Source organism: Xanthobacter sp. YC-JY1, assembly GCF_021730305.1.
Taxonomy (GTDB): domain Bacteria; phylum Pseudomonadota; class Alphaproteobacteria; order Rhizobiales; family Xanthobacteraceae; genus Xanthobacter; species Xanthobacter flavus.
Window position 1 is genome coordinate 5252613 of the sequence record NZ_CP032674.1, and the last position, 19891, is coordinate 5272503.

Sequence of the window (19891 nt, forward strand, 5' to 3'; positions counted from 1 at the left end):
CAGCGGTGACATCAATTGCGGTCGGCGACCTTGAGCGGCATGCGCAGCAGCTGCTCCGCATTGGGCAGGTTCTGGCGCGGCGCGATGTTGAGCATCGGGGCGATGCGCTCGACGATCTTGCCGGCGGTGGGCGCAGCGTTCCAGCCCGAGGTGGCGAAGCCGTACGTCTCGGAAGTCGCCTTTGGCTCGTCGAGCATCACCAGAACGAGGTAGCGCGGCTTGTCCATGGGGAAGACGGCGGTGAACGAGGTGAGCAGCTTGTTCTTGGCGTAGCGCCCGTTCACCACCTTCTCGGCGGTGCCCGTCTTGCCGCCGACCAGGAAGCCGGGAACCTCGGCCTTGGTGGCGGTGCCCTTCTCGGCGTTGAGGCGCATGATGTAGCGCATCTTGTCCGAGGTCTCGGGCTTCAGCACGCGCACCGCGACCTTCTGCGCTTCTTCCGGCGTCCGCTTGATGAAGGTGGGCGGGATGAGGAAGCCGCCATTGACCATGGAATTCACCGCCATCACCGCCTGCAGCGGGGCGACGGAGAGGCCGTGGCCGAAGGCAATGGTGGCCGAGTTCAATTCGCCCCAGCGCTTCGGCACGATGGGCTCGGAGCTTTCCGGAAGCTCGGTCTTGAGCCGGTCGAGCTGGCCCATCTTCTTCAGGAACGCCTTGTGCGCCTCCACCCCGAGGGAGAGCACCATCTTCGCCGTGCCCACGTTGGACGAGACGAGGAAGATCTCCGGCACGGTGAGAACGCGATTCTCGGCGTGGTAGTCGTGGATGGCGAACTTGCCGAAATGCAGCGCGCCGCGGGCATCGAAGGTCGAGTTCAGGCCGATCTTGCCCGAATCGAGCGCCATGGCGAAGGACAGCGCCTTGAAGGTGGAGCCCATCTCGTAGACGCCGGTGGTGAGTCGGTTGAGATAGGCGTCGTCCTTGGGGTTGCCGGATGTGTTGGGGTCGAAGTCGGGGATCGATACCAGCGAGATGATCTCGCCGGTGTTCACCTCGGTGACGACGGCCATGGCGTGCAGCGCCTGGAACTTGTTCTTCGCCTTCACCAGCTCGTCGCGCACGGCGTGCTGCACGCGCACGTCCATGGAGAGCTGCACCGGCTCCTGCTGCCGGTCGGTGGCGAAGCCCGCGAGATGCAGCTCGGCGAGGCCGCGGCTGTCGATCCACTTCTCGATGCCGGAAATGCCCTGATTGTCCACGTTCACCCCGCCCATCACGTGGGAGATGATCGGGCCGTCGGGATAGATGCGGCGGTTTTCCTTCAGGAAGCCGATGCCGGGAAAGCCGAGGCGGTGGATGGCGCGCATCTGCGCCGGCGTGATCTCGCGCTTCAGCCAGGCGAAGCCCTTGCCGGAATTCAGGCGCTTGCGGGCTTCCTCGACATCGAGATCGGGCAGCACCTTGAGCAGGCCTTCCAGCGCCTCGTCGGGATCGATAAGGCGGCGCGGCTCGGCGAACAGGGAAGGGGACTTCACGTCGATGGCGACGATGTCGCCGTTGCGGTCGATGATGTCCGGCCGCGCGGAGGCCACGGCATCCGAGCCGCGCCCGCGCCCGCCGCCGCCGTCCGCGGTCATGGCGAGGTGGGAGAGCTGCACCGCGATGGCGACGAACAGGCAGCAGAAGGCCAGCATCACCAGCCGGATGCGGCCGCGCGCCACGGTATCGGGATCTCCACGGTCGAGGCCGAACAGGCCGCGCACCACGTGGCGGACGCCGCGCCAGGCGAGATATCCGAGCCGCACCGTGAACGGCCACAGCACGTTCCAGCTTGCGAGGGCAGCCCGCGCGGAGCCGCGTGCGGTGGCACGGCCGGCGGCCTTGCTGCCGGCGCCAAGACGATCGAGCAGCACCGCGCAGGCGGCGTCGGCATCCCGGAGCACGGGGCCGACGGTGGCGACGATGCCGGCCCACAGGCGGGCGAGGCGGGCGGAGATGGAAGACAGATCAGCCATTTCGGACCTCGTCAGCGGAAACCGGCCAGGAATCCGGAGAGCTTTTCGAGGGGATTGGTGGGCTCCGGGGGCGGGGCGGGCGCCGGAGCGGCGGCGGCCGGTGCCGGCTGCATGGGGGGCAGGGGGCGTGCCGCCGGGGGACGGGGCGCGGCGGACGCGCTCGCGGCCGGCTTCGACACCGGCGCATTGGCCGGGCGCAGCGCCGAGGTCGCAGGCACCGTGGCGCCGCCCGAGCTGGTGGGAGCGGTGGTCGAGGCCGAGGGCTTGGAGCCGGCCGAGGAGGTGACGAGGGGGGCGTCCACCAGCGCCTCGATCATGCCGCCGATGCCGTCGCCGCCAGAGGCGGGCTTGGCGGGCAGGTCGTCGAGGCTGGAAATCGAATCGACATCGAGCCGCTTCATGTCGAGATGCCGCTCGGCAAGGCCCTGGATGTAGATGGGCGAGGTGCGGCGCGCCCATTCCGCGCGCATCAGCGCGATCGAATCGCGCTCCTTGCGAATCTGGGTGCGCAGGGTGGCGAGCCGCTCGGCCTCGGCGGTGGACGAGACCTTGAGCTGGTAGACCACCGCGGCGGTCACCAGAAGCGCGACGATCATCACGGCATTGGCGACCCGAAACATCTCGACTAGCGTCTCCGCCCGTGGCGTTGCGGTGATGGGGGCGGAAGCAGCCCCATCAAGTCACCGCCCGGATGTGCCGGGGCGTCCGTGCGCTCGGCCGCGCGAAGTTTCGCGGACCTTGAGCGCGGGTTGCCTGCCACTTCGTCGGGACCGGGCTCTACGGCTCCTTTCGCCACGAGGCGGAAGGAGGGCTCCGGCCCTTCCGCTTGCGGCTGGTGGCGCGAGGCGGACGGTGCCTTTGCCCGGTGTGACAGAAAAGTCTTAACGATCCTGTCCTCGAGGGAATGGAAGGTGACGACCACGAGGCGCCCCCCCGGCCGGAGCGCCCGCTCCGCGGCGGCAAGCGCCTCCACCAGCTCCGACAATTCCTCGTTCACGGCGATGCGCAGCGCCTGGAAGGTGCGGGTGGCGGGATGCATCTCGCCGGGCTTCGCCCACACCACGCGCGACACGATCTCGGCCAGCTGCGCCGTGCGTGTGATGGGCGCCTCCTCCCGCGCCTTCACGATGGCCTTGGCGATGGCGCGTGAATGCCGCTCCTCGCCGAAGGTCCAGATGATGTGGGCGAGGCGGACGTCGTCCAGCGTGGCGCAGAGGTCGGCCGCGGAGAGACCGTCGCCGCCCATGCGCATGTCGAGCGGCCCGTCGCGGCGGAAGGAGAAGCCGCGATCCGCCTCGTCCAGCTGCATGGAGGAGACGCCGATGTCGAGCACCACCCCGTCGAGGGGCATGAAATCCTGCTCGGCCGCGATCTCGTCGAGCCGCGAGAAGCGGTCATGCACGAGGAGGAGGCGCTGGCCGCTGGCTTCGACCAGCGTCTGTCCGGCGGCGATGGCCGTGGGGTCGCGGTCGATGGCGAGCACCCGGCAGTCCGCCGCGCCGAGAATGGCGGAGGTGTAACCTCCCGCGCCGAAGGTGCCGTCCACATAATGGCCGGCGTCCTTCGGCGCGAGGTGCGCGAGAACCTCGCGAAGCATCACCGGCAGATGACGGGCCGGTCCGCCAGCGGCGTCGGCGGGGCCGACCCCGTGGCCCGTCGTCATGTCCGTTCGCTCCGCGTGTTCTCCGCTCGGGAGCCGATGGCCTGGCGCAACTCGCGCACCCGTCGGGTGGCCTCCGCGAGATGTGCCTTCAGCCGCTCCGGTTCCCAGATCCGGAACTTGTGTCCTAGCCCGACGAACGCCACCTGGTCGGTGATCGCCGCATGGGCCTTCAACGTCTCCGTCAGCACCACCCGGCCCTCCGGGTCGATGCGCAGCGTCTCGCTGGTGCCATAGAGGGCGGCGGCCAGCTCCTCGCGCGCCTCGGAATAGGGCGGGTAGCTGTCGATCAGCGTGTCGATCTCGCCGACCAGACGGTTGCCGCCGGCATCCAGCGCCGGTTCCGCAAGGCTCGGATGGCAATAGAGGCCGTCCGCGCCGTCCTTGGTCAGCACCATGCGGTAGGGCGCGGGGATGGAGACCCGGCCCTTGGCGTCGAGGCGCATCGTGTAGGTGGACACGAAGCGGTCCATGGCGCCCGGGTGCCCTCGTGTTGCAACGGGCGCCGTTCAAGGCGGCCCGCGTGACGGAAGAAGCCGTCCATCCTGTTCATGGGTATTTATGGGTTATCATGGGCTGACATGGGCCGTCAACGAAACGGCATGGGCGGAACTGTCCCGAAACGGGACGTCGACCCGGGGCGAACCGGAACATCACGCGAACGAATCGCGTGCGAATCGGATCGGGCCCGGTCTTCCCCTTCCGTTCCGTCTGCTTGCTGCCGTCGCCTTGCCGCCGCCCCCTTCCCCGTGGCCATATGCGCCACCGGCCGCAGGGGGCCGGCTGAGGGGCGTCCCATGATCGAGATTGGTCCCAACCTGTTCGTGCTGGTGCTGCTGGTGCTGGCCGTGGCGGTGGTCTTCTCCGGCGTGAAGACGGTGCCGCAGGGCTACCAGTACACGGTGGAGCGCTTCCGCCGGTACACCAAGACGCTGATGCCCGGCCTCAACCTCATCGTCCCGTTCATCGATCGCATCGGCAACCGCGTGAACGTGATGGAGCAGGTGATCGACGTCCCGAGCCAGGAGGTCATCACCAAGGACAATGCCACCGTGACGGTGGACGGCGTGGTGTTCTTCCAGGTCTTCGACGCCGCCCGCGCCTCCTACGAGGTCGCGCGGCTCGACGCCGCCATCCTCGCGCTGACCATGACCAACATCCGCACCGTCATGGGCTCCATGGACCTCGACCAGCTCTTGTCCCACCGCGACGAGATCAACGTGCGCCTGCTGACGGTGGTGGATGCGGCCTGCTCGCCCTGGGGCATCAAGATGACCCGCATCGAGATCAAGGACATCGTGCCGCCCGCCGACCTTGTGAACGCCATGGGCCGCCAGATGAAGGCCGAACGCGAGAAGCGCGCCGTGATCCTCGAGGCCGAGGGCCTGCGCCAGTCGGAAATCCTCAAGGCGGAGGGCCAGAAGCAGGGCCAGATCCTGCAGGCCGAGGGCCGCCGCGAGGCCGCCTTCCGCGACGCCGAGGCGCGCGAGCGGCTCGCTCAGGCGGATGCCAAGGCCACCGAGATGCTGTCCGTCGCGGTGGCGAACGGCGATCCGGCCGCGCTCAACTATTACATCGCCGAGAAGTACGTGAAGGCGTTCGAGACCATGGGCGCCGCGCCGAACCAGAAGGTGGTGCTGATGCCCTATGAGGGCACGGCGCTGCTCTCGTCCCTGGCCGGCATCGGCGAGATCGCCAAGGGCGCATTCGGCACGGAGGGCGCGCCCGCGCCCCGTTCACCCGGCCGGCGTCCCACCGGCCCCGCGACCATGCCGCCGCGGGAGGGCTGAGCCCATGCCCCTTCTCTCCCATCTCGGTCCCTGGGCGTGGTTCGTCCTCGGCGGCGTGCTGCTGGTGGCGGAGATCGCGGCGCCGGGGGCCTTCCTGCTGTGGCTCGGGCTCGCGGCGCTGGTCACCGGCGCCGTCGCCTACACGGTAGCGCTCGCGTGGCAGGTGGAAGTGCTGGTGTTCGCGGCGCTGGCGGTGGTGGCGGTGCTGGTTGGCCGCCGCGTCACCCCGGCCCCGGGCAAGGCCTCCGACCGGCCGTTCCTGAACCGCCGCCCGGAAGGCTTCGTGGGCCGGGTCTTCACGCTCGATGCGCCGATCCTCGGCGGGGTCGGGCGGGTGCGCATCGACGACACGGTGTGGCGCGTGGAAGGCCCGGATGTCGCCGCCGGCCGCGACGTGCGCGTCACCGGCGCCGACGGCGCGACACTGAAGGTGGAACCGGTCGAGGGCTGACGCCTCCGACCCTGCCTCAGTTCAGCCCGCGCAGCAGCCGCTCCAGATAATCGAGCTCGATCTGCGGGCGCTCCGGCTGCTCCAGCCGGCGCCGCAGCTCCTCCAGCACGCGACGGGCGCGCTGGGCGTCCACCTCGTCCGGCACCTTGACGGTGAAATCGTCGCCATAATCCTGGCTGCGCAGGGGGCGGCCGAGGGGATCGGTGCGCTGGGCGCTTTCCTCGCCCGGACCGCCGGGGCCCTGACCTTCCTGCTGGCCGCGCTGCGCCTCGGCCATGGCCTGGGCTCCCTGCCGGAGCGACTGGAGGGCGCGGCCCTCTGCGTCGAGCGCGCCCTGGCCCTCGCCGCGGCCGAGGGCTTCCTCCGCCTCGCGCATGGCCTGCTCCGCCCGGCCCATGGCCTCGCCGGCCCGGCCCATGGCATCGCCTTCCCCGCCTTCGCCGTTCTGGCCCTGCTGACCTTGGCCCTGTCCCTGCTGGCCTTCCTGCATGCGGCGCATCTGGTCGAGCATCCGGCCGAGGCGCTTGCGCAGCTCCTGCTGGCCTTGCTGCAAGTCCGAGAAGCCGTTCTCGCCGGGCTGCTGCCCCTGCCCCTGCTGTCCTTGCTGACCCTGGCCCTGCTGCCCCTGCTGGCCGCGTTGTCCTTGCTGACCCTGTTGGCCCTGTTGGCCTTCCCGGTTCTGGCGCCAGGTGCGGTCGCGCAGGCGCTGCTGCTCCTGGATCATCTTGCCGATTTCGCTCTGCTGCTGCTGGCCCTGCTGCTGGCGGCCGGCCTGACGGCTACCGGGGCGCATGTTCTCCATCATGGCCTGGAGCTGGTCGAGCAGCTCGCGGGCCGCGTCCTTGTTGCCGGAGCGGGCGAGATTCTCGATGCGGTCTAGCATCTTCTGCAGGTCCTGCGGGCGGACGATGCGGGTGTTGGGATCGAGCGGGCGGGCGTCGGTGCCACCGTCGCGGCGCGCTTGCTCCGCCAGCTGGCGCATCATCTTTTCCATGGCCGCGCGCAGATCCTGCGTGAGGCGCTTGATCTCCTCGTCGCTGGCGCCGCGCTCCAGCGCCTCGCGCAGCGCCTCCTGGGCGGCGCGCAGCTCGCGCTCGGCATCGGAGAGGGTGCCGTCCTCGATCAGCACCGCCACTTCCCAGAGATAATCCACCAGCGCCCTGAGATCGTCGTCGTTGCGGGCATTCTTGGCGCGCGCCAAGGCGGTGCGCAGGCCGAGATATTCGCTCGCGCTCGGGGCGAACTGGGCGGGGGCGATGGTGAGGCCTTCCAGCACCGTGACCAGCCGGCGGCGGTTGCTGGCGTCGAAGGTGAGGCGGCGACGCTCGTCGATGAGCGCCTTGGCGAGGGGCTTCGAGAAGGCGCGCGCGGGCAGCCGCACCACCTTGGTGTCGCTGACGCCTTCGTTGCCGGCCTCGTCGCGGGCCTTGAGCTGGACCTCCACGCGGGCGCCGGCCCAAGGATGGGCGACGAGATCCTTGGTGGTCTGCGCCGCCCCGGTGCGCCCGCCGGCGGGTAGGGTCAGCTTGAAGTCGGGCGGCGGGATCAGCGGCTGCGCCATCTTGCGCGGCGATGCGCCGGGGCGGGGGAAGAGCGGCTGCTCGGGCGGCAGGGGCGTGAACAGCGCATCGGCTTCCTTCACCCCGTAATCGTCCTCCATCCGGTAGGACAGCACCAGCGCGTTGCGCTGGCCGGTCTGCGGATCCTTGGCGAAGCTGATGGTGGGCTTCTGGTCCGCCAGCACCTTGAAATGCCATGCAAGGCGGCGCTGGTCGGGGCCGAGGAAGGTGACGTCGGAATCCTCGCGGATCACGTAGCGCTTTTCGCCGGCCGTCGTCGGCGCATCGGCCTCCGGCTTCGCCTCGGCGATGCCGCCGTCGAGCTTGATGGCGGCGGTGTCGATGCCGGAGCCGCGGACCACGAGCGTGCTGCCCACCGGAACCTGCAAAGCGGCGGCGTTGAGGGAGGTGGGATCGTCCGAGCGCAGGCCCGGCAGCACCACGGGCGGCCGGCCGGTATAAGCGGGCGGATCGATCCAGGCATCGAGCCGGTAGGGCGGGGGCGGGACGATGGTCTTCCAGTCGAAGGCCGCGCCGATGCGGGAGAGATGCTGCCCGGGCGCCATGAAGATGGTGGCCGCCAGCGCCAGCACCGCCAGCGCACGAACGGCGCGGGGATCGAGACGGGCGAGACCCGGCGAAGGCGTTCCGGCCTTCAGCGAACGGGCGGCCGCGAGTGCGCGGGCGAGGTGCGCGCGCCACAAGGCGGCGCCGACCGGATCATCCGGGCGGGTGGCGAGGCTGTCGGAAATGGCGGTGGCGGGGCGGTGGGCGAGGGCGCTCCGGGCGTCGAGGCGCGCCACCGCCTCCTCCCGGCTCGGCCAGCGCAAGGCGAGCAGCGGGCGGGCGGCGAACAGGATGGCGAGTGCGAACAGCACGACGCCGACGATCCGCGCCCACACCGGCGCAGATACCCAAACACCAGCAAACGAGACGGCGAGGAACAGCGCCACCGCAACGCCGACGCGGGCGAAGGCAGGCCACGCCCGTTCCCAGAACACGGCGTAGCGGGCGCGGCCGATGGCGCGCTCGAGCAGGTCACGCGCGGTCTCTTCCGGCGTGCGGTCCTGGGGCCTGCGCGGGAGCTTTCCGTCGCGAGATGCGCTCACACCCTCTCCCTTTCCTGCCCTTCATCAGCCAGCTTAACACGCAGCAAGTTCCGGGCCAGATTGCCCTAGCGGAACCCGCTTCACAAATGGGTCAGGCCTTGCTCTCAGGCGTCCCGAGCTTGGCGAAGGCGACCTGATCGGCGGCGGCGCCCACGGCAACCGGATCGAGGCCGAGGAGGGAAAGCGTCTCGCACATATGCGGCGGCAAAGGGGCGCTCACATCCACCGGCGGCGCGCCCGCCTTGAGGGGCACCACGACACGGCGGGAGTGCAGATGCAGCTTCGGCCCGCCCGGCAGTCGCGAGGCGCCGCCATAGATAGCATCGCCGAGGATGGGCGTGCCGAGATGGGAGAGGTGCGCGCGCAACTGGTGGGTGCGGCCCGTGACCGGGGAGAGGGCGATCACGGCGAGGTCGCCCGCCCGGTGCAGCACCTGGAAATCGGTGATCGCCTCCTGTGCGCCCGGCGATCCCTTGGGCACCGCCTGCATCCACCAGCCCCGGTGCGGCGAGCGCTTGGCCAGCGGCTGGTCGATCCGCCCCGCCTCCGCCGCCGGGGCGCCGAGGGTAACGGCCACATAGGTCTTCCCCACCGCCCCGCTGGCGAAGAGTTTCCCAAGCTGTGCCAGTGCCTTGCCGTGGCGGCCGAGCACGAGGCAACCGGACGTGTCCTTGTCCAGCCGGTGCGCCAGCTCCGGCGCGCGGGGCAGGCCGAAGCGCAAAGCGTCGAGATGATCGGCCAGCGTCTCCCCGCCCTTCGGCCCGGCATGGACGGGCAGGCCACAGGGCTTGTCGATGATGAGCATCAGCCCGTCGCGGTGGAGGAGGGGGAGATCCCGCCCGGTTTCAGGGGCGGGGTTCGATGCCGTGGGCGCGGAGGGCGTCATGATGGAGGTCGGCGGAGCCTTGCGAGAAGCAGCAAAAGACCACGCGGGTCACGCTGCCGGGGCCTCCAAGATGGGCGAGGACGGCGCCGACCGCCAGTGGGGCGGCCCGCTCGGGCGGAAATCCATAGATGCCCGTGGAGATGGCGGGAAAGGCAATGGAGGTGAGGCCGGCTTGGTCGGCCAGCCGCAGGCTTTCCCGGTAGCACGAGACGAGCAGGGCATCCTCGTCTGCGCCGCCGCCGCGCCAGACGGGGCCAACGGTGTGGATGACATGGCGGGCCGAGAGCCGGAAGCCGGGGGTGAGGCGCGCCTCGCCGGTGGGACAGCCGCCCAGCGTGCGGCAATGGGCGACGAGCTCCGGCCCGGCGGCCCGATGGATGGCGCCGTCCACGCCGCCGCCCCCGAGCAGGGAGGCGTTGGCGGCGTTCACGATGGTGTCAGTGGCGAGGCCAGGGGTCAAGGAGGGGTGTTCGGGTCATGGCTGGCAATCCTGCGGCAGTCTCACAATCCACATAATCGGCGGCGTAGCCATAAGTGTCAGAAAACAAGAAGGAGATCCGCCCCATGCCCATGGCCCATCCCCGCAAGACGGAACGCCGCCTTCTCACGGATTCGGAAATGGAGCTGGTGGAGAAGTCTCGCCAGTCCGTGGTGACCGCGCTCGGCGACGGCGAGGTGAATGACCTCGTGGCCCAGCTGCGCGAGCGCCGGGACCGCGCCCTCACCATCGCCAACAACCAGCGGCGGGCCCTGCGCGGCAAGGGTGGACGCGGCGAGGTGACGTTCGAGAAGGCCGATTCCGGCAACCGCCAGAAGGCCTCCGTGCTCACCGATGCGCTCACCCGCGCGCGCCGCGAGCAGACCCGCCGCCGCATCCAGGAGGCCCGGGCCGAGCTGGTGGAGAATGCGCACAAGGCATTGGAGCTGAAGCGCGATTCGAAGCGCGCCAAGCGCCCGGCGAACCTGCCGCGCCCGAATACCGGAATGACGGTCAAGGAGCGCACGCGCCTGCAGCGCATCGGCTCCGCATCCGGCGAGGCCGGCCGCGTCACCAAGTTCGTGGCGGTGGCGCAGGCCAAGAAGGATTCGCGCGGCTGAGGATGACTTCGGCAGGCCCGCTCCGGCGGGCCTGTCTCAATCCGCCAGTTCCAGCCTGAGATCCAGCGTCGAGCGGCGGCCGAGGTCGTCGAAATGCTCGGACAGGAAGCTCTCCGCCGCCGCCCGGCCGAGGTCGCGCAGGTGCTGGAGGAAGGACCATTCCGCATTGAGCTTGGAGGTGGCGTCGAGCGCCGCCAGCTGGTGCTCGCCGCCGATGCGGTGCAGCCGCACTCTCCGGAAGGGCGAGCCGCCCAAGGTCCAGCGGCTGATGAGCCCCTGCTCGATCAGCTTGGCCGCATTGTCGATGGCGCGTAGCTGGGCGAGCAGCGAGGCGTTGAAGGTGATCTCGTTGATGCGGTTCTGGATTTCGCTGGCGGTGCGGGGCGTCGTGTCGCGCACCACGGGATTGATCTGGACCAGCAGGATGTCGTCGGCGTCCGCCATCTCGTAAAGCGGGAAGAGCGGCGGGTTGCCCATGTAGCCGCCGTCCCAATAGGGCACGCCTTCGATCTCCACCGCCTGGAACAGGAAGGGCAGGCAGGCAGAGGCCATCACCGCGTCCGCGGTCATCTCCTCATGCCCGAAGATGCGGGCGCGGCCGGTATGGACGTTGGTGGCGGAGATGAACACCTTCACCTGCGCCTGGCGGATGGCCTCGAAGTCCACATGGGCCTCGAGAATCTCGCGCAGCGGGTTGATGTTCAGCGGATTGAAGTCGTAGGGCGACAGGAACCGCGAGGCCACCTCGAAGGCGAGATAGACCGGGTTCTTGGCGAGCGACCAGTTGCCCATGAGCCGGTCGAAGGCCGAGCGCTGGATGGGCGACATGCGCCCGTCCCGGGACACGTCCTTCCAGAACTGCGCGAGGGCGTGGCGCGCCTCCTCCGGGTCGCCCTTGGCGAGGCCGGCGGCGAGCACCACCGCGTTCATGGCGCCTGCGCTGGTTCCGGTGATGCCGGCGATGGCGATGCGCTCGTCCTGCAGCAGACGATCCAGCACACCCCAGGTGAAGGCGCCGTGGGCGCCTCCCCCCTGGAGCGCGAGGCTGATCGGCTTCACGCCGTCGCGTCGCGTCATGGCCGGAGCCCCGGCGTCACTCCGCCACCCAGCCGCCGTCGATCTGCTGCATGGAGCCGGTGATCGAGCGGGCGTTGTCGGAGGCGAGGAACACGGCCAGCGCCGCCACTTCCTCCACCGTCACGAACTCCTTGGTGGGCTGGGCGGCGAGAAGCACGTTCTTCTTCACCTCTTCCTCGGTCATGCCGCGCGCCTTGGCGGTGTCCGGGATCTGCTTCTCCACGAGGGGGGTCCAGACGTAGCCGGGGCAGATGGCGTTCACGGTGATGCCGAAGGTCGCGGTCTCGAGTGCGGCGGTCTTGGTGAGGCCGGCGATGCCGTGCTTGGCCGAGACGTAGGCCGACTTGAAGGGCGAGGCGACCAGCGCGTGGGCCGAGGCGGTGTTGATGATGCGGCCCCATTTGCGCGCCTTCATGCCGGGGATGGCCGCGCGCATGGCGAAGAAGGCCGCCGACAGGTTGATGGCGATGATGGTATTCCAGGTGTCGATCGGGAATTCCTCGATCGGCGCCACGTGCTGGATGCCGGCATTGTTCACGAGGATGTCGCAGGCGCCGAGCTCGGTCTCGGCGAGCTTCACCATGTCCGCGATCTCGTCCGCCTTCAGCATGTTGGCCGGCGAATAGAGCGCCTTCACGCCGAACTCGCTCTCGATGGCGGACCGCTCCTTCTCGATGGCGGCGGCGTCGCCGAGGCCGTTGATGACGACGTTCACACCTTCCTTGGCGAAGGCCCGGGCATAGGCGAGCCCGATTCCGCTGGTGGACCCGGTGACGACGGCGACCTTCCCCTTGAGCATGGCTATTCCCCGAAAAGGCGGCACGGCCCCTGCGGAGCCGGCGGCACGGTGTAGCGGAACGGTGTGACGCTGGCGTCACGCGCAGGCGTCCCCGAGGGCGCCTGCCGGCGGCAGATTGCAACGCCGTCCGGTGCGGTGCAATGCGGCTGCCCGGTCTTCCCCTTCCCTTCGCGCGCCGGACCCGTGGCGAAACCGGGTGACATCCACTAGATTTGCAGGGTGACCCGCACCGACGCCCATACCAAGGACCACGACCACGGCCAATGCGTGGCAGGCGCCATGTCGCGCGTGGAGGAATGCTGCGCGCGCAAGGGCCTGCGCATGACGCCGTTGCGCCGCAACGTCATGAAGGCGCTGGCGGAGAGCCACGTTCCGCTCGGTGCCTACGAGATCGTGCAGAAGCTCTCCGAAGCGGGTGATCCGGCTCCGCCCATGTCCGTTTACCGCGTGCTCGATTTCCTGGTGGCGGAAGGGCTCGCCCACCGCATCGAAAGCCGCAACGCCTACCTCGTCTGCGCCCACACCCACGATGATACCGACGTGGTGGTCTTCCTCATCTGCGAGCGCTGCGGCCTGACGCGGGAGGTGGGCTCCCATGCCATCGGTCGCGATCTCGCCTGGGCGGCGCGGGCCGCAGGGTTTGAGCCGCGCCAGCGGGTGCTGGAAGTGGCAGGCACCTGCGCCCATTGCCGCGAGGCGGCATCCGCTGCCCCTGCGCCCGTGACCAAGGGCGCGGCCAAGGAAACCGCTGGCGGTTGATTCTTTCCCGCCCCCGGCCTACTCGAAACCCGGCCGCATCGACGTCTGTAATGCGGTCCACGCCTGCCCCGGCGCCGTACACCTGCGGATCGCCCGTCGTTCGAGGACCAGACCCATGACCAGCGCCGAAACCCTCACCAGCGCCGCGCCCGTGGTTCCCGTCGAGCTGCTCGAGGCCGGGCCTGTCCGACGGCACGCCACGGTGGGCGTTCCGGTCGGCCGGGTGATGGTCGGCGGCGGTGCGCCGGTGGTGGTCCAGTCCATGACCAACACCGATACGGCCGACATCGCCGGCACCGTGCGTCAGGTCGCGGCGCTCGCCCGCGCCGGTTCCGAGATCGTGCGTATCACGGTGGACCGCGACGAGGCGGCGGCCGCCGTGCCGCACATCTACGAGAAGCTGCTGGCGCAGGGCATCGACGTGCCCCTCGTGGGCGATTTCCACTACATCGGCCACAAGCTCCTGGCCGATCATCCCGCCTGCGCGGAAGCTCTGGCCAAATACCGCATCAATCCCGGCAATGTGGGCTTCGGCGACAAGAAGGACCGGCAGTTCGCCGCCATCGTCGAAACCGCCATCAGGCATGACAAGCCGGTGCGCATCGGCGCCAACTGGGGTTCGCTCGACGGCGAGTTGCTGACCCGTCTGATGGACGAGAATGCCCGCCTGCCCCGGCCCGCCGAGGCGCGGGCGGTGACGCGCGAGGCGCTGGTGCGTTCGGCGCTGCTCTCGGCGGCGCTGGCGGAAGAGATCGGCCTCGGCCGCAACCGCATCATCCTCTCCGCCAAGGTGTCGGCGGTGCAGGACCTGATCGCGGTATATTCCGAGCTGGCGCGCCGCTCGGACTATGCGCTGCACCTTGGCCTCACCGAGGCGGGCATGGGATCGAAGGGCATCGTCGCCTCCACGGCGGCCATGGGCGTGGTGCTCCAGCAGGGCATCGGCGACACCATCCGCGTGTCGCTGACCCCCGAGCCCAATGGCGACCGCACCCGCGAGGTGCAGGTGGCGCAGGAAATCCTGCAAACCATGGGCCTGCGCACCTTCGTGCCGCTTGTGGCCGCCTGCCCCGGCTGCGGCCGCACCACCTCCACGGTCTTCCAGGAGCTGGCCCAGTCGGTGCAGGACATGATCCGCACCCGGATGCCGGTGTGGAAGGCGCAATATCCGGGCGTCGAGACGCTGAATGTGGCGGTCATGGGCTGCATCGTGAACGGGCCGGGCGAATCCAAGCACGCCGATATCGGCATCTCGCTGCCCGGCACCGGCGAGACGCCCTCCGCCCCCGTCTTCATCGACGGCAAGAAGGTCGCGACCCTGCGCGGCGCCAACATCCAGGAGGAGTTCCGCCAGATGGTGGAGGCCTATGTGGCGAAGCGCTTCGGCATCGGCGGCGGGGCCGACGTGGTCGAGAGCGGCACCCCGGCAGACGCGGCGGAGTGACCCTGCTCCGCTACCGCGGCGTTACAAAAATTTCATGCGGGGAGCCCTTCCCCGGCCATGCTCGTCTGCTCATATCCCTGCCATCCACTCACCGGAGGCGGAAATGACCCCCGAGGAACGTGCCCTGATCGACGGCCTGTTCGATCGCATGCGCAGTGTTGCCAGCCAGCCGCGCGATGCGGAGGCCGAGGCGCTGATCGCGCGCCGCGTCGCCGAGGCACCCCACGCCACCTATGCCCTCGCCCAGAGCGTTCTGGTGCAGGAGCATGCCCTGCAGCAGGCCTATGGCCGCGTGCAGGATCTGGAGGCCCAGCTCGCCGATGCCGAGGCCCGCGCGGCCGAAGCGCAGCAGCGTTCGTCCGGCTCGTCCGGCGGCTTCCTGGGCGGCCTGTTCGGTGGCGGGCGCTCCTCCGTTCCATCCGCTGGCGCGCGGGAGGGTGGCCAGTATTCGGGCCAGCCTTCTTCGGGCCAGCCTTCCTCCGGCCAGCCCTGGGGCCAGTCTGCGACCCAGCAGCAGCCGGGCCAGCCCATGGGCCTGCCGGCCGGCTACGGCCAGCAGGGTTACGCTCAGCAGGGCGGATATCCGCAACAGGGCTACCCCCAGCAGGGTGGTTACGGCCAACAGGGCGGACCGTGGGCCCAGCAGGCCGCGCCCCAGCCGCAGCGTAGCGGCGGCGGCTTCCTGCAGGGTGCGCTCGCCACAGCGGCGGGTGTCGCCGGCGGCGCGCTGCTCTATGACGGCATCAAGAACATGATGACCGGCGGCGGTGGCGCGGTGGCCCACGCGGCGGCGGCCGATCTCGGCAAGCCCGAAACCCCCGGCACCGGCAATCTCGGCCAGGACGCCCAGGCGGCTTTGGGCGGGCAGAACGCCGGCACCGACAATTTCTGGAACGGCTCGAGCCAGCAAGAAGCGGGCTATGAGGAGGCCGGCCCCGAAGACACCGGCTATGACGATGCCGGTGACGAAGCCGGGTGGGACGACGGCGGCGGCGACGACAGCAGCTGGACCTGACATCCCCACAGGATTGATGTGTGAACGAACGGCGGCGCTCTGCGCCGCCGGTTTCGTTTGCCGGCAGGCTTTCCCCCAAGCTTGCCCATGGACTTGCCGCTTGGGATGGGGCTATCCGGTTTGATGTGCGGGGCGCGGCCTTCCGGCTCGCCGCCGCACCACGAAAATGGGTGGAACCACAAGGACCCCGGCATGACGCCCTTCGGACGCCGGGTGCGCGACCTGCGCGCCCAACGCGGCGTGACCCTCACCGAGATGGCGCGGGCCATCGGCGTGACGCCCACCTATCTGTCCGCCCTGGAGACGGGCAAGCGCGGCAAGCCCACCTGGGCGCTCACCCAGCGCATCATCGCCTATTTCAACGTGATCTGGGACGAGGCGGAAGATCTCCAGCGCCTCGCCGAGCTGTCGCAGCCGCGGGTGGTGGTGGATACCGCCGATCTGTCGCCGCAGGCCACCGAGCTGGCCAATCTTCTCGCCCGCGAGATCGGCCACCTGCCGCAGGAGGCGGTGGCCGAGCTGCTGGGGCGCCTCAAGATTCTCCGGCGCCGGGGCTGAGCGGGCGGCGGCCCGCCCTCACGGCTTGAGGCAGACCGCCACCACCTGCTTCACCGGATGAAGGCATTCCACCTCGGTCTTGTCGCCGCGCGCCGAGAAGACGGCGATGTGCTGCATGCCGCGGTCCACGTTCACGCAATAGCCGCCGATCACGCTCTCGCCGGTCTCGCAGGAGGCGAGGCAGCCGGCCTCGGGACACGACGAAGCGCGCAGCGTGATGTTGGCCGCGCCCGCGGCACCGGCGGCACCGGCCGGGCCGACCGGACCTTGCGCGCCCTGCGGACCGGCCGGACCTGCGGGGCCAGCCGGACCAGGCGCCCCCGCCGGGCCAGCGGGACCGGCAACGCCGGCGGGCCCCTGCGCGCCCGCAGCTCCAGCGGGGCCGGCCGGGCCCGGCTTGCCCTCGAAGCAGGCGGCGAGGCTGAGGGCCAGCGCGAGACCCACCACGGCTTTCACCATTCTCATATGTGTACCCCCCATGGACCTTCTGATTGGGTGTTCCATGGTGGCGTCTTACCTTGCGGTACGCAAGGGATGAGAGCGTCGGCGGGACGGGCAAAAATTGATCCGGCTCAGGGGTTTGCGAGACGCCGCCGGGGCGCGGCGGTCAGCCCCGCGCCTTCACCAGCGCCCGCGTCGTCTCCTGAAGGCGCAGTGCCAGGTCGCGCAGCACGGAGCGGGCGAGGGAAGGCGTCTTGTCCAGCAGCGCGAGGAACAGGTCCGAGTCCATGCGCAGCACGCTCATGGGCGCGCCGGCACGCACCGTGGCACTGCGCGCCTCGCCCGTGAGCACGCCCATCTCGCCCACCACCGTATCCTTGGTGAGGCGGGTGATCTCATGGGTGGTGCCGCCGGCCGTCACCTCGATGACGGCGGTGCCGTCGAGGATGACATAGGCGGCGTCGGGCGCCTCGCCCTGATGGAACAGCACGTCCCCCGGCGCCACGTCGAGCCGCGTCGCGGAGAAGGCGAGCAGCCTCAGCTGGCTCGGCTCCAGATCGCGGAACATGGGGATGCGGGAGAGGACGCGGGCCTCGTCTTCAATGCTCATGACCTGATCCTTGTGGCCCCCTCATATCCCGTTGGCGGACAGCTCGGCCGCCCCCTCGATGCGCTCCACCTGCCCGTGGGCGAGCACAATGACCTGCGCGAACAGTTCGAGCGGCTCGGCGGAATCGAGCACCACCAGCGTCGTGCGCCCTTCGCGGCGGGCGAGCACCGTCTCGATCAGCCGGCTCTGCTCGGACGGCGCCAGCGGGGCCAGGGCGTCGTCGATGATGAGCAGATCGGGCTCCGCCACGAGGCAGCGGGCGAGGGTCAGCTTGCCCCGCTCGGCGGCCGAGAGGGGCAGGCCGCCCTCGCCCAGCGCCACGTCGAGGCTCAGGCGCTCCACCTGGGCGATGAAGCCGTCCCGTTTCAGGCATTCGCGCACCAGATCGTCCACCGTGGCGGCGGCGCCGGCGCGGTCGGCAGCGATGCGGCCGAACAGCAGGTTGTCGCGCACGGTCAGCGCCCGGCAGTAGCTGTCCGGCTGGTAGCGGGCGAGGGGTGTGCCGGACACCTCCTTCAGGTGGGCGAGCTGCGCGCGGGTGCCGAGCGCCCGCTGCTGCCAATCTTCATCGATAAGGCCGAAGCGGTGGCGCGGCTCGCAGTAGCGTCCGGCGACGCGCAGCAGCAGGGCACGCTCGTCCGGCGCCAACCCGACGCCGGTGCCGGCATGGGCGAGGAGGGTGCGCGCGGCGGTCATCTCCTCCCCGCGCAGCAGGCCCTTGGTGTCGATGTCCGCGATGGCGTCCTGCCCGCCGGCGAGCTCGGCGAGGGTGCGCAGGGCGCTGAGGCCGAGGGCGGTGAGATCGTCGGCGACGCCGAGCCGTTCCAGCTCGGGCATCAGGCCGGGGTCGGAGAGGAGCGAGGCGGCACCGCGTGTGTCGTTCAGCGGCGCGGCGAACAGGATGTTTTCCGCCAGCGTCATGAAGCGGTTGAAGGCGGCGAAGCGGAACGGCTCGATCAGCACCCGCCCCGTTTCCTGCTGGCGGCGGGAGATGGCATCGGTGACGGCGGCGCGGGCGGTCACGATGCGCTCCGCCAGCGCCGGGCTGGCCTCGGGATCGAGACGGCGTTCGAGGCCGAGCCGCACCACGAGATCGCCGAGCCCGGCAAGGCCCAAGGCGCCGAGGATCGCCCGGTCGAGCTGGGCCGCGTCGTCGAGGCCGGCGGGCTCGGGCTCGGTGGCGCCGGGGGCGGGCCGGCCGGGGCGGCGCTCCAGCGCACACAGCATGTTGTCGCGCAGGGACGCGTTGAGCACGATGGGATCGCCGCCGGCATAGGCGACGTGCCGGCCGATGACGGATTCGGGCACGCTTGAAAGGTCGTGCCCGCCGATGCGCACCGATCCGCTGTAAAGCGAGATGGCACGGCCGCAGACCCGCGCCACCGCATGCTTGCCGCCGGCATCCGGCCCCTTGAGCGCTACCGCCGTGCCGGGCGGCACCTCAAGACTCACGCCATCGAGGAGCAGGCTGCCGGCGGGGTCCACCACGCCGAGGTCGGCGATCTTCAACCCGCCGTCGAAGGGGAGGCCCTCCCAGCCCGTGTCGTCCTGCGAGCCCTTGGGCCAGACTTCCTGCGTTTCTAGGTAATAGCGGGCGAAGTCGTAGCGCACCTGGGCGACGACGCGCTTTTCGTCCCACTCGATCAGCTCTTTCAGCGGTTCGGGGATCTGGCCGTAGGCCGCGACCACGGCCACCAGCTGGCCGATATTGATGGCCCCGGTCAGTGCCAGCCAGCCGCCGACGAAATAGAACACCAGCGTCGGCACGTCCGACATCAGGAGGTTCAACACCCGGTCGGTGAAGTTCTGCCGCTTGAGGTCGAGGCTCGCCTCGGACACCACGGCCAGCCGCCCGTCCACCGCCGCGCGTTCCCAGGGGCTGGTGGCGAAGCCATGGACCAGCGGCAGCCGGTCGATGCCCGCCATCACCCTTTTGCCCAGAGCCACCGCCTCGCGCTGGTAGATTTGCAGCTTGGTGGCGTTGTCGCGCCGCTGGATGCCGAGCAGCACGTAGTTGAGGGCGAGGATGCCGATGGCGCAGCCGCCCAGGGTCGCGTTCTGGGTGAAGATGAGCAAAGTCGCCGAGCCGATGAGGCCGGCGGACTTCAGCGGCTGGGCGAAGGCCATGCCGGCGAAGGGGGAGATGGGTCCGACCTCGAACCGCAGCATGTTGCCCACTTCCATCGCCTTGCTCTTCATCGGCGCCTCGGGGCGCAGGCGCTGGATGATGTCGAACAGCTGGCGGCGCAGCCCGACGAGGATGCGCTCGCCGAGCCGGGCCTTCGCCATCTCGATCAGGCGGGTGATGTGCTGCTGGATCAGTTGCAGCGCAAACAGCAGCGCCGCGAGCCCGGCGAGAAGACCGAAGGCCGAGACCTCGAAGCCGGTGAGATCGAGGATCACCCCACCGCCGAGGAAGTCCGGCCAGGTGAGGTCGAAGTCGAACAGCTTGGGCACCGTCCCGCCGATGGAGTCGGTGACGCCGTTGACGATGAGCCGTGGCAGTTCCAGCGACGCATAGTTGAACGGCAGCAGCAGGAGGACGAGGGCGAACAGCTTGATGTGGGACAGCGGCTCGGCGCGCCAGAGATAGGTGAGCACGTCGCGCGGGAGCGTCTCCCGCGTCGCCGGGATCGTTCCACCCTTGGGGGAATCCGCGCCGCTCATCGCGACTTTT

At 69.9% G+C, this 19891-nt stretch carries 19 protein-coding genes; 7 read left to right on the forward strand and 12 right to left on the reverse strand.

Annotated features, from left to right (window positions below):
• Positions 1-11 precede the first annotated feature (11 nt).
• The 4 genes from D7006_RS24675 to D7006_RS24690 are packed head-to-tail and all read right to left on the reverse strand — an operon-like array spanning position 12 to position 4091.
• Positions 12-1958 carry a penicillin-binding protein 2 gene (locus tag D7006_RS24675; RefSeq protein ID WP_237354943.1) on the reverse strand — a complete coding sequence of 649 codons (1947 nt, stop codon included), beginning with the start codon at positions 1956-1958 and terminating at the stop codon, positions 12-14.
• Positions 1959-1969: 11 nt separating this feature from the next.
• Positions 1970-2578 (reverse strand): hypothetical protein, encoded by a 609-nt coding sequence (locus tag D7006_RS24680; RefSeq protein WP_169123445.1) that lies wholly within the window; start codon positions 2576-2578, stop codon positions 1970-1972.
• Between the two features lie 5 nt (positions 2579-2583).
• Positions 2584-3621 carry a 16S rRNA (cytosine(1402)-N(4))-methyltransferase RsmH gene (rsmH, locus tag D7006_RS24685; RefSeq protein WP_169123444.1) on the reverse strand — a complete coding sequence of 346 codons (1038 nt, stop codon included), beginning with the start codon at positions 3619-3621 and terminating at the stop codon, positions 2584-2586.
• Entirely contained in the window at positions 3618-4091 is a 474-nt protein-coding gene (locus tag D7006_RS24690; RefSeq protein WP_169123443.1) for a division/cell wall cluster transcriptional repressor MraZ, read from the reverse strand. The genes rsmH and D7006_RS24690 overlap by 4 nt, the downstream gene beginning before the upstream one ends.
• A gap of 324 nt (positions 4092-4415) precedes the next feature.
• Here D7006_RS24690 and D7006_RS24695 point away from each other — a divergent pair, with 324 nt between their 5' ends.
• Both D7006_RS24695 and D7006_RS24700 read left to right on the forward strand, forming a co-directional pair.
• A complete protein-coding gene (locus tag D7006_RS24695) occupies positions 4416-5408 on the forward strand; it encodes an SPFH domain-containing protein (RefSeq protein WP_029876507.1) in 993 nt (330 codons plus the stop codon).
• A gap of 4 nt (positions 5409-5412) precedes the next feature.
• Positions 5413-5859 (forward strand): NfeD family protein, encoded by a 447-nt coding sequence (locus D7006_RS24700; RefSeq protein ID WP_237354945.1) that lies wholly within the window; start codon positions 5413-5415, stop codon positions 5857-5859.
• Positions 5860-5875: 16 nt separating this feature from the next.
• Here D7006_RS24700 and D7006_RS24705 read toward each other — a convergent pair whose 3' ends face one another.
• The 3 genes from D7006_RS24705 to D7006_RS24715 form a co-directional block, all read right to left on the reverse strand.
• Positions 5876-8527, reverse strand: a complete 2652-nt coding sequence (locus tag D7006_RS24705) for a TIGR02302 family protein (protein ID WP_237354946.1) — start codon at positions 8525-8527, stop codon at positions 5876-5878.
• A gap of 91 nt (positions 8528-8618) precedes the next feature.
• Positions 8619-9413 carry an RluA family pseudouridine synthase gene (locus D7006_RS24710; protein ID WP_229645974.1) on the reverse strand — a complete coding sequence of 265 codons (795 nt, stop codon included), beginning with the start codon at positions 9411-9413 and terminating at the stop codon, positions 8619-8621.
• On the reverse strand, positions 9373-9873 hold the full coding sequence (locus D7006_RS24715; protein ID WP_237354947.1) for an O-acetyl-ADP-ribose deacetylase: 501 nt from the start codon (positions 9871-9873) through the stop codon (positions 9373-9375). Before D7006_RS24715 ends, D7006_RS24710 begins: the two co-directional genes overlap by 41 nt.
• 104 nt (positions 9874-9977) lie before the next feature.
• On the opposite strand from D7006_RS24715, the gene D7006_RS24720 reads away from it, so the two are divergent.
• On the forward strand, positions 9978-10511 hold the full coding sequence (locus tag D7006_RS24720) for a hypothetical protein (protein ID WP_237354949.1): 534 nt from the start codon (positions 9978-9980) through the stop codon (positions 10509-10511).
• A gap of 36 nt (positions 10512-10547) precedes the next feature.
• On the opposite strand, the gene D7006_RS24725 is transcribed toward D7006_RS24720, so the two are convergent.
• Entirely contained in the window at positions 10548-11588 is a 1041-nt protein-coding gene (locus D7006_RS24725) for a patatin-like phospholipase family protein (RefSeq protein ID WP_237354951.1), read from the reverse strand.
• Positions 11589-11604: 16 nt separating this feature from the next.
• The gene (locus D7006_RS24730; RefSeq protein WP_169123435.1) at positions 11605-12387 is read right to left on the reverse strand and encodes a 3-hydroxybutyrate dehydrogenase; all 783 of its coding nucleotides are present in this window, start codon (positions 12385-12387) and stop codon (positions 11605-11607) included.
• Between the two features lie 279 nt (positions 12388-12666).
• On the opposite strand from D7006_RS24730, the gene D7006_RS24735 reads away from it, so the two are divergent.
• From D7006_RS24735 to D7006_RS24750, 4 genes are all read left to right on the forward strand, one after another.
• Positions 12667-13146 (forward strand): Fur family transcriptional regulator, encoded by a 480-nt coding sequence (locus D7006_RS24735; RefSeq protein ID WP_237356999.1) that lies wholly within the window; start codon positions 12667-12669, stop codon positions 13144-13146.
• A gap of 115 nt (positions 13147-13261) precedes the next feature.
• Positions 13262-14590: a flavodoxin-dependent (E)-4-hydroxy-3-methylbut-2-enyl-diphosphate synthase gene (gene ispG, locus D7006_RS24740; protein ID WP_237354952.1), complete on the forward strand. Its 1329-nt coding sequence runs from the start codon at positions 13262-13264 to the stop codon at positions 14588-14590.
• 103 nt (positions 14591-14693) lie between these two features.
• On the forward strand, positions 14694-15605 hold the full coding sequence (locus D7006_RS24745) for a DUF2076 domain-containing protein (protein WP_237354953.1): 912 nt from the start codon (positions 14694-14696) through the stop codon (positions 15603-15605).
• 192 nt (positions 15606-15797) lie between these two features.
• Positions 15798-16163 carry a helix-turn-helix domain-containing protein gene (locus tag D7006_RS24750; protein ID WP_024276561.1) on the forward strand — a complete coding sequence of 122 codons (366 nt, stop codon included), beginning with the start codon at positions 15798-15800 and terminating at the stop codon, positions 16161-16163.
• 18 nt (positions 16164-16181) lie between these two features.
• On the opposite strand, the gene D7006_RS24755 is transcribed toward D7006_RS24750, so the two are convergent.
• The 3 genes from D7006_RS24755 to D7006_RS24765 all read right to left on the reverse strand — a co-directional run bounded on the left by D7006_RS24755 (position 16182) and on the right by D7006_RS24765 (position 19881).
• Positions 16182-16628, reverse strand: a complete 447-nt coding sequence (locus D7006_RS24755) for a hypothetical protein (RefSeq protein ID WP_237354954.1) — start codon at positions 16626-16628, stop codon at positions 16182-16184.
• A gap of 142 nt (positions 16629-16770) precedes the next feature.
• A complete protein-coding gene (locus D7006_RS24760) occupies positions 16771-17214 on the reverse strand; it encodes a Crp/Fnr family transcriptional regulator (protein WP_169123432.1) in 444 nt (147 codons plus the stop codon).
• A 21-nt stretch (positions 17215-17235) separates the two neighbouring features.
• Positions 17236-19881 (reverse strand): ABC transporter ATP-binding protein, encoded by a 2646-nt coding sequence (locus tag D7006_RS24765; protein ID WP_237354956.1) that lies wholly within the window; start codon positions 19879-19881, stop codon positions 17236-17238.
• Positions 19882-19891 lie beyond the last annotated feature (10 nt).